General features: G+C 65.6%; 6 protein-coding genes. 3 read left to right on the top strand and 3 right to left on the bottom strand.

What is annotated here, in order from left to right; translation table 11 throughout:
- Positions 1 to 1,291: ATP-binding protein (locus tag P3W85_RS13445; protein ID WP_276265145.1), on the top strand; the 1,291-nt coding region annotated here is incomplete at its 5' end.
- Between the two features lie 39 nt (positions 1,292 to 1,330).
- Here P3W85_RS13445 and murI read toward each other — a convergent pair.
- The 3 genes from murI to P3W85_RS13460 all read right to left on the bottom strand — a co-directional run bounded on the left by murI (position 1,331) and on the right by P3W85_RS13460 (position 4,883).
- Complete coding sequence (gene murI, locus P3W85_RS13450; protein WP_017224546.1) at positions 1,331 to 2,146, bottom strand: glutamate racemase; 816 nt, start codon at positions 2,144 to 2,146, stop codon at positions 1,331 to 1,333.
- A gap of 122 nt (positions 2,147 to 2,268) precedes the next feature.
- A complete protein-coding gene (locus tag P3W85_RS13455; RefSeq protein WP_017224547.1) occupies positions 2,269 to 3,792 on the bottom strand; it encodes a fumarate hydratase in 1,524 nt (507 codons plus the stop codon).
- A 149-nt stretch (positions 3,793 to 3,941) separates the two neighbouring features.
- Positions 3,942 to 4,883, bottom strand: coding sequence for a DMT family transporter (locus P3W85_RS13460; protein WP_276265146.1), 942 nt, complete (start codon positions 4,881 to 4,883; stop codon positions 3,942 to 3,944).
- Between the two features lie 293 nt (positions 4,884 to 5,176).
- On the opposite strand from P3W85_RS13460, the gene acs reads away from it, so the two are divergent.
- Positions 5,177 to 7,159, top strand: a complete 1,983-nt coding sequence (gene acs / locus P3W85_RS13465; protein ID WP_276265147.1) for an acetate--CoA ligase — start codon at positions 5,177 to 5,179, stop codon at positions 7,157 to 7,159.
- Positions 7,160 to 7,240: 81 nt separating this feature from the next.
- A complete protein-coding gene (locus tag P3W85_RS13470) occupies positions 7,241 to 9,292 on the top strand; it encodes a VC_2705 family sodium/solute symporter (RefSeq protein ID WP_276265148.1) in 2,052 nt (683 codons plus the stop codon).
- The last annotated feature ends 139 nt before the right edge of the window (positions 9,293 to 9,431 follow it).

The following is a 9,431-nucleotide window of genomic DNA, read 5'->3' on the forward strand; positions in this document are numbered from 1 at the left end:
CGAAGTGGATTGCCTGGACCGCGACGGCAACAGCCTGTCGGGCAAGGACCGCTACCGCTCGCTGCAGGTGTCGCAGGCCTTCCTGCGCGGCCGTCCGCGCACGGCGCTGCTGTTCGATGAGGTCGAGGACGTGTTCCCCGGCAGCGCGCGAGAGCTGACCAGCCTGTTCGGGCAGGAGGACGCCCGCGGCTCGGTGAACGGCAAGGCGTGGGTCAACCAGACGCTGGAGCAGAACCCGGTGCCGGTGATCTGGATTTCAAACTCGATTCGACAGATCGATCCGGCCTACCTGCGCCGCTTCCAGTTTCACCTGGAGCTGAAGATCCCGCCGCCGCTGGTGCGCGAAAACATCATCCGCAAGCACCTCGGTACGCTGGACGTGAGCGACGCCTTCATCGCGTTGCTGGCGGCGCGCAAGACCCTGACGCCGGCGCAGGTGCAGTCGGCAGCGCGCTTCGTACAGCTGGCGGGCCCCGGCGTGGCCGAGCCGGTGGAGGCGCTGATATTGCGACAGCTCGACCATGCCGATCGCGCCATGGGCTTGCGCCCGGAAGTGGAAGGGCGGCCGGTGGTGACGCACTACCGGCTGGACTATCTCAACCTGGAGACCCGCTACGAAGTGGGCAAGATCGTGCAGGCGCTCAAGGCGCGCCAGCGCGGAACGCTCTGCTTCTACGGACCGCCCGGCACGGGCAAGACCGCGCTGGCGGAGCACATCGCGGCGGCGCTGGAGCAGCCGCTGATGATCCGCCGCGCCTCCGACCTGATGAGCAAGTATGTGGGCGAAACCGAACAGCAGATCGCCGCCATGTTCGCCCGGGCCGAAGAGGACGGCGCGATACTGCTGCTCGACGAGGCCGACAGCTTCATGCAGAGCCGGCAGAACGCGGTGCGCAATTATGAAGTGTCGGAGGTCAACGAGATGCTGCAGGGCATGGAGCGCTTCAACGGCATCTTCGTCTGCACCACCAACCTGTTCGAACGGATCGACGAGGCGGCGCTGCGGCGCTTTTCGTTCAAGATCCGTTTCCTGCCGCTGAAGGTGGAGCAACGCACCGCGATGTTTATCGAGGAAGCGCTGGACGCCGACGCCGGCCGCCTGGATGCCGCAATGCGCGAGGAACTGGCGAAGCTGGATTGCCTGACGCCGGGTGATTTCGCCACCGTCAAGCGGCAGTGCGTGCTGCTGGAGGAAACGCTGACGCCCGATGAATTCCTGGCACAACTGCGCCAGGAACATGCGGTCAAGCCCGATGTGCGGCAGCGCCGGCCACTAGGTTTTCTCCAGTAGCCGGACCGGATCGATACGGTTAAAGGCGCCGCCGCCGCCTCAGCCGAGCGCCGGCGGCGCGGGTTCGATCACCACGGTTTCGGCCGGCGCATCCACGTGCAGCAGCGCCGCTGCCATGGCGCGCAGGTGGGCGGCATCCTTGGTCGACGCGTAGCGGTCGACCGGCACGGCGCCGGCATCGGCGGCCATGCCGTGCTCGGCGAGCTTGCGGTGCAATTGCCGTGCAATCGCGTCACCGGTGTCGACCAGCGCCAGCCGGTCGCCCACCAGATCGCGCACGGTGTCGGACAGGAAGGGGTAATGGGTGCAGCCAAGCACCAGCGTATCGGCGCCGGCTTCCAGCATCGGTGAAAGGTAGGCCGTGAGTTTCTCGCGCACGGCCGGCCCGTTCACATCGCCCTGCTCGATCAGCGGAACCAGCCCGACGCCCGCCTCGCACAGGAAGCGGCTCTCGCCTTCCATCGAGGCGAGCAGCCGGCCGAACTTCGCGCTCTTCAATGTATTGCTGGTGGCCAGCACGCCAACCACCTTGCTGCGGCTTGCCGCGGCGGCAGGCTTCAGGCCCGGCTCGACGCCGACGATGGGTAGCGCAAGCCGCGCGCGCAGCGTCTGCACTGCATGCATGGTGGCCGTGTTGCAGGCGATCACCAGGGCCTTGCAGCCCTGCGCCACCAGCCACTCGCAAACCTGCAGGGTGCGTGCTTCGACGAAGCGTTCGGGTTTCTCGCCATAAGGCGCGTATTTCGAGTCGGCGACGTAGATCAGCGATTCATGCGGCAGCAGGGCGCGGACTTCGCGCAATACGGACAGGCCGCCGAGGCCGGAATCGAAGATGCCGATGGGTGCGTTGTTCACGGGGAGGATAAAAAGGCAATCGGACGGTCGGACAGTCGGGCCAGCAAGAGGGCCGGTAGCAAAAAGCCGGGTCGGAAGACCCGGCTTTCGCTGACAGCATGGCTGTCGCGGTGCGGCACGCTTTACAGCGCTGCGACCGGGATCTTGCCGATCTTGGCCTGCCATTCAGCAGGGCCGGTCTTGTGCACCGAGGTGCCTTCGCTGTCCACGGCCACCGTCACGGGCATGTCCTTGACGTCGAACTCGTAGATGGCTTCCATGCCGAGGTCTTCGAAGCCGACCACCTTGGCGTGCTTGATGGCCTTCGCCACCAGGTAGGCTGCGCCGCCGACCGCCATCAGGTAGGCCGACTTGTGCTTCTTGATGGCCTCGATCGCCACCGGGCCGCGCTCGGCCTTGCCGATCATCGAGATCAGGCCGGTTTCGGCCAGCATCATCTCGGTGAACTTGTCCATGCGCGTGGCGGTGGTGGGTCCTGCCGGGCCGACGGCTTCGTCGCGCACCGGGTCGACCGGACCGACGTAGTAGATCACGCGGTTCTTGAAGTCCACCGGCAGCTTCTCGCCCTTGGCCAGCATGTCGGCGATGCGCTTGTGCGCGGCGTCGCGCCCGGTCAGCATCTTGCCGTTGAGCAGCAGGGTCTGGCCGGGCTTCCATGAGGCGACTTCTTCCGGCGTCAACGTGTTGAGGTCGACGCGCTTGGAGGTTTCGGTGTTCGGTGCCCACTCCACCTTCGGCCAGGCCGACAGGTCGGGGGCCTCGAGCTTGGCCGGGCCGCTGCCATCCAGCGTGAAGTGCACGTGGCGGGTAGCCGCGCAGTTCGGGATCATCGCCACCGGCTTGGAAGCCGCGTGGGTCGGGTAGCCCATGATCTTGACGTCGAGCACGGTGGCCAGGCCGCCCAGGCCCTGCGCGCCGATGCCCAGTGCATTGACCTTCTCGTACAGCTCGACGCGCAGTTCCTCGATCCAGTCCTGCGGGCCGCGTGCGATCACATCCTGGATGTCGATCGGGTCCATCAGCGATTCCTTGGCCATGACCATGGCCTTCTCGGCGGTACCGCCGATGCCGATGCCCAGCATGCCGGGCGGGCACCAGCCGGCGCCCATGGTCGGCACGGTCTTGAGCACCCAGTCGACGATGGAGTCGGAGGGGTTGAGCATCACGAACTTCGACTTGTTCTCGGAGCCGCCGCCCTTGGCCGCCACCTGGATGTCCACCGTATTGCCGGGCACCACTTCATAGTGGATCACGGCGGGAGTGTTGTCCTTGGTGTTCTTGCGGCCGCCTTCGGGCGGGTTCACGATGGAGGCGCGCAGCACGTTGTCGGGGTTGGTGTAGCCGCGGCGCACGCCTTCGTTGATCATGTCCGAGAGCCCCATGGTGGCGCCGTCCCAGCGCACGTCCATGCCCACCTTGACGAAGATCGTGACGATGCCGGTGTCCTGGCAGATCGGGCGCTTGCCTTCTGCGCACATGCGGCTGTTGGTCAGGATCTGCGCGATCGCATCCTTGGCGGCGGGACTCTGCTCCAGCTCATAGGCGCGGCCCAGGCTGGTGATGTAGTCCATCGGGTGGTAGTAGCTGATGTACTGGAGGGAGTCGGCGACGCTCTGGATGAGGTCTTCTTGCTTGATGACAGTCATTTTATGGGGAGGACAGTCGAGGGGAAATTCAACCCGCGATGATACACCCAGGCGGGGTGGGTTGCCGGCCTGCATGCGCTTGTCGACAGTCTCTCGGGTGATGCCGGCGCCACCGCGCGTGAGCGCGCGCACCCGACGGCCGCGGCCCGTCAGCCCGCGTGGCCGGAGTCGGCCCCGCGCGACGTGGCGCGGTCGGCGCGCCACGCGCCGCGCGCGATCGGGCCGGGCCAGCTGGCCAGCCCGATGCCGGCCAGCACGCACGCCAGCGCCACGCCATGCGCCCAGCCGGGCTGCTCGCCCAGGAAGACGATGCCATAGGTGGCGGCAGCCACCGGCAGTACCGCCGTGAACACGCCGGCCAGTTGCGCCGGTACGTGGCGCACGCCTTTCATCCACAACCAGAACGAGAAGATGCTGGCCGACAGCGCGTACCAGAGCAGCATCAGCCAGATGGGCCCCGGGACCGTGCTCGCGTCGAAATTCAGCAGCGGCACCAGGCCCAGCGGCAGCATCAGCAGTCCGCCGATCAGGTGTGTGTACGCGCAGATCTCGATGGCAGCCAGCGTCTGCGCCAGGCGCCGCGAGAGGATCACATAGATCGACTCGCAGATCACCGCGCCCATGATCATCAGGTTGCCGAGCAGCGCGCGCTCGCCGCCGCTGCCGTGATCCGTGCCGCGCGCCACGTTCAGCACCGCAATGCCTGCAACCGCCAGCAGCACCGATAACACCGTGCGCCGCGATAGCCGCTCGCGCAGGATCAGCCAGGAGAGCAGGGCGACCGTGGCCGGGATGGTGCTGGTGATCACGCCCGCCGCCATGGCGCTGGTCAGGCGTACCCCGCCCAGCATCAGCAGCGTGAACAGGAAGGTGCCGAAGAACGCCTGCAGGAAAAGGTTGAGCCACTCGCCGCGCGACACCATCCGCATGCGTGACGGCCGGTACCAGGGCGCCAGGCAGGCAATGGCGATGGCAAAGCGCAGCAGGGCGAACAGCAGGATCGGCACATAGGCCACGATGGCCTTGCCCAGGCCGACATTGCTGCCGACCAGGGCCATGGAGGCGATCAGGAAGAGGGCGTGGATGGGCACGTGGGTTGCGTGAAAGCCATGGGAGCGGCAGGGATTCGGAGGTGTGTGCGGCGGCCCGCGCGACCTGCAATGCCGTAGCGCCATGTTCGGGAAAGGGCTCGCGGCATTATAGCTGTGCTAGCCTAATGGATAAGGCTGCACATCCCATGCGCGGATGCTTCGCCGGGACGATATTTCATGCTGCATTGCAACAGCCAGCGCGCCGGCGCCGGCTGTTGCCTGCGTCAGGTTTAAGTAAGGCGTCGCGCGTAAGTTGGCAGCCAAGCAGCCAGGCCATATCAGGAGACAAACAAATGTCCGCCATCGAGTCGGTGATGCAGGAGCATCGCGTTTTCAATCCCCCGGAGTCGTTCGCCAAGCACGCCGCGATCCCCAGCATGGAGGCTTACCAGGTGCTGTGCGACGAAGCCGAGCGCGACTACGAAGGCTTCTGGGCCCGCCACGCGCGCGAGCTGTTGCACTGGAACAAGCCGTTCACCAAGGTGCTCGACGAGAGCAACGCGCCGTTTTACAAGTGGTTCGAGGACGGCGAACTCAATGCCTCGTACAACTGCCTGGACCGCAACCTGGACAACGGCAACGCCGACAAGGTCGCCATCGTCTTCGAGGCCGACGACGGCACCGTCAGCAAGGTGACCTACCGCCAGCTGCATGCCAAGGTCTGCCAGTTCGCCAATGGCCTGCGGGGGCTCGGCATCAAGAAGGGCGACCGCGTCGTCATCTATATCCCGATGTCGGTCGAGGGCGTCGTGGCCATGCAGGCCTGCGCCCGCATCGGCGCGACCCATTCGGTGGTGTTCGGCGGTTTCTCCGCCAAGTCGCTGCAGGAGCGGCTGGTCGACGTCGGCGCGGTGGCGCTGATCACCGCCGACGAACAGATGCGCGGTGGCAAGGCGCTGCCGCTCAAGGCCATCGCCGATGAAGCGCTGGCGCTCGGTGGCTGCGAAGCGGTCAGGAATGTGATCGTGTACCGCCGCACCGGCGGCAAGGTCAACTGGACCGAAGGCCGCGACCTCTGGATGGACGACGTCGCCGCCGGCCAGCCGGAAACCTGCGAGGCCGAACCCGTCAGCGCCGAGCATCCGCTGTTCGTGCTTTATACCTCGGGCTCCACCGGCAAGCCCAAGGGCGTGCAGCACAGCACCGGCGGCTACCTGCTGTGGGCGCTGATGACGATGAAGTGGAGCTTCGACATCAAGCCCGACGACCTGTTCTGGTGTACCGCCGACATCGGCTGGGTCACCGGGCACACCTATATCGCCTACGGCCCGCTGGCCGCCGGCGCTACCCAGGTGGTGTTCGAGGGCGTGCCGACCTATCCCAATGCCGGCCGTTTCTGGGACATGATCGCACGCCACAAGGTCAGCATCTTCTACACCGCGCCGACCGCGATCCGCTCCCTGATCAAGGCGGCCGAGGCCGACGAGAAGATCCATCCGAAGCAATACGATCTGTCCAGCCTGCGCCTGCTGGGCACGGTGGGCGAGCCCATCAACCCCGAAGCGTGGATGTGGTACTACCGCAATATCGGCGGCGAGCGCTGCCCGATCGTCGACACCTTCTGGCAGACCGAGACCGGCGGCCACATGATCACGCCGCTGCCGGGCGCCACGCCGCTGGTGCCGGGTTCCTGCACCTTGCCGCTGCCGGGCATCATGGCGGCCATCGTGGATGAAACCGGGCAGGACGTGCCCAACGGCAATGGCGGCATCCTGGTGGTCAAGCGCCCGTGGCCCTCGATGATCCGCACCATCTGGGGCGACCCGGAGCGCTTCAAGAAGAGCTACTTCCCGGAAGAGCTGGGCGGCACGCTCTATCTTGCCGGCGACGGTTCGATCCGCGACAAGGACACCGGCTACTTCACCATCATGGGCCGCATCGACGACGTGCTCAACGTCTCGGGCCACCGCATGGGCACGATGGAAATCGAGTCCGCGCTGGTGTCCAACCCGATGGTGGCCGAGGCCGCGGTGGTGGGCCGGCCGGATGACATGACCGGCGAAGCCATCTGTGCCTTCGTGGTGCTCAAGCGTTCGCGCCCGAACGAGGAAGAAGCCAGGCAGATCGCCGCCGAGCTGCGCAACTGGGTGGGCAAGGAGATCGGTCCGATCGCCAAGCCCAAGGACATCCGCTTCGGCGATAACCTGCCCAAGACGCGCTCCGGCAAGATCATGCGGCGCCTGTTGCGCTCGCTGGCCAAGAACGAGGAAATCACCCAGGACACCTCCACCCTGGAAAACCCCGCCATCCTGGATCAGTTGAAACAGGCCCAATAACGGGGCTACAAACCAGCCTGCCGGCGCGCCATGCCGGCAGGTTCCCGCCGCATCCACCCCGCCCGTCCAACCACTTTTCCCATGCCCGACGAACAGTCGCGCTTTCGCCGCCGGCTGCTGTTGTACTACGGCCTGTTCACCGTCGGCCTGTTCACCTTTATCGGCATGATGGGCCTGCTGGAGCATTCCAGCGGCGATGCGCTCTGGCTTGGCTATGTCTTCCTGTTCGTCACCATCGCCATCTATGCGTGCATCGGGCTGATCTGCCGTACCTCGGACCTCAATGAGTACTATGTAGCCGGACGGCGCGTGCCGGCCTTGTTCAATGGCATGGCGATCGCGGCCGACTGGATGAGCGCGGCGTCCTTCATCGGCCTTGCCGGCATCCTGTTCGCGTCGGGCTACGAAGGGCTGGCCTATGTGATGGGCTGGACCGGCGGCTATTGCCTGGTGGCTTTCCTGCTCGCGCCCTATCTGCGCAAGTACGGCGGCTACACCATTCCCGACTTCCTGGCGGCGCGCTACGGCAACGGCAAGCCCGGCGGCAATATGCCGGTGCGCGCGATTGCCGTGCTGGCGGCATCGCTGTGCTCCTTCGTCTATCTGGTGGCGCAGATCCAGGGGGTGGGGCTGATCGTCACCCGCTTTATCGGCGTGGAGTTTGCCGTCGGCGTGTTCTTCGGCCTGGCCGGTATTCTGGTGTGCTCTTTCCTGGGCGGCATGCGGGCAGTGACGTGGACCCAGGTGGCGCAGTACATCATGCTGATCGTGGCCTTCCTGGCGACGGTCTCGATGATTGCCTGGAAGCATCATCACGAAGCGCTGCCGCAGCTGAGCTACGGCAAGCTGCTGTCGCAGATCGACGCGCGCGAGCGCAGCATGGAGCGCGACCCGGCGGAGCAGGCCGTGCGCGAGTACTACCGGCAGCAGGCGATCCAGATGCAGGAGCGCATCGCCAGGTTGCCGCAATCGTATGACGAGGAGCGTAACGCGCTGGCCGTGCGCCTCCAGGAACTGCGCCTGCGCAATGCGCCGCTGCGCGAGATCAAGACGGTCGAGCGCGAACGGGTCGAGTATCCGCGCGACGTGGCCGCGGCCCAGCAGCAATGGAACCAGCAGCGCGAGGAAGCACTGGCACGCAGCCAGCCGAGCATTCCGTCGACGGAACCCTATCCGTCCCCTTCGGAGGGGGAGCGCAAGACCAAGCGCCTGAATTTCGTATTGCTGGTGTTCTGCCTGATGCTGGGAACCGCCAGCTTGCCGCATATCCTGACCCGGCTCTACACAACGCCGTCGGTGAAGGAGTCGCGCAACTCCGTGGCCTGGGCGGTGTTCTTCATCGCGCTGCTCTATGTGTCGGCGCCGGCGCTGGCCGCGCTGGTCAAGTACGAATTCCTCCAGCACCTGGTCGGCACGCCCTATGCGGAACTGCCGCAATGGGTGGTGCAGTGGCGCAAGGTCGATCCGCCGGTGTTCGGCATCCGCGATGTCAACGGCGATGGCATCGTGCAGTGGGCGGAGCTGCTGATCCAGCCCGACATGATCGTGCTTGCGGCACCGGAGATCGCCGGCCTGCCCTATGTGATCTCGGGGCTGGTTGCCGCCGGCGCGCTGGCGGCGGCGCTGTCCACCGCCGACGGCCTGCTCCTGACCATCGCCAATGCGCTCTCGCACGATGTTTTCTATCATATGATCGACCGCACGGCGAGCCACCAGCGGCGGGTCACCACCGCCAAGATCGTGCTGCTGGGCGTGGCACTGTTTGCCTCTTATGTCACCTCGCTGCGCCCCGGCAATATCCTCTTCCTGGTCGGCGCGGCGTTCTCGCTGGCGGCTTCCAGCTTTTTCCCGGTACTGGTGCTGGCGATCTTCTGGCGGCGCACCACGGCCGCCGGCGCGGTCGCGGGCATGGCGGCGGGACTCGGGGTGTCCGTTTACTATATTTTCGTCAACTATCCCTTCTTCACCCGCATGACAGGCTTCTTCGGCAACCGCTGGTTTGGCGTGGACCCGATCGCATCCGGTGCCTTCGGCGTCCCTGCGGGCTTTGCCGTGGCCATCCTGGTGAGCCTGCTGACGCCCCGCAATGCACCGGTGATAGATCGCCTGGTGACTTACTTGCGACGCGGCTAACGGATTGCATCAAGAAATACTGGATTTGCTGAGCAAGCCTGCTATAATCGCGGACTTCTCGGAGAGATGGATGAGCGGTTTAAGTCGCACGCCTGGAAAGCGTGTATAGGTTAATAGCCTATCGGGGGTTCGAATCCCC

This window comes from Cupriavidus basilensis (assembly GCF_029335485.1).
Taxonomy (GTDB): Bacteria; Pseudomonadota; Gammaproteobacteria; order Burkholderiales; family Burkholderiaceae; genus Cupriavidus; species Cupriavidus basilensis_E.

Bases quoted from the DNA above. Each gene is read 5' to 3' on its own strand.
- acs (WP_276265147.1), top strand. From the start codon at position 5,177: ATGTCCGCCATCGAGTCGGTGATGCAGGAGCATCGCGTTTTCAATCCC.
- P3W85_RS13470 (WP_276265148.1), top strand. From the start codon at position 7,241: ATGCCCGACGAACAGTCGCGCTTTCGCCGCCGGCTGCTGTTGTACTAC.
- P3W85_RS13455 (WP_017224547.1), bottom strand. From the start codon at position 3,792: ATGACTGTCATCAAGCAAGAAGACCTCATCCAGAGCGTCGCCGACTCC.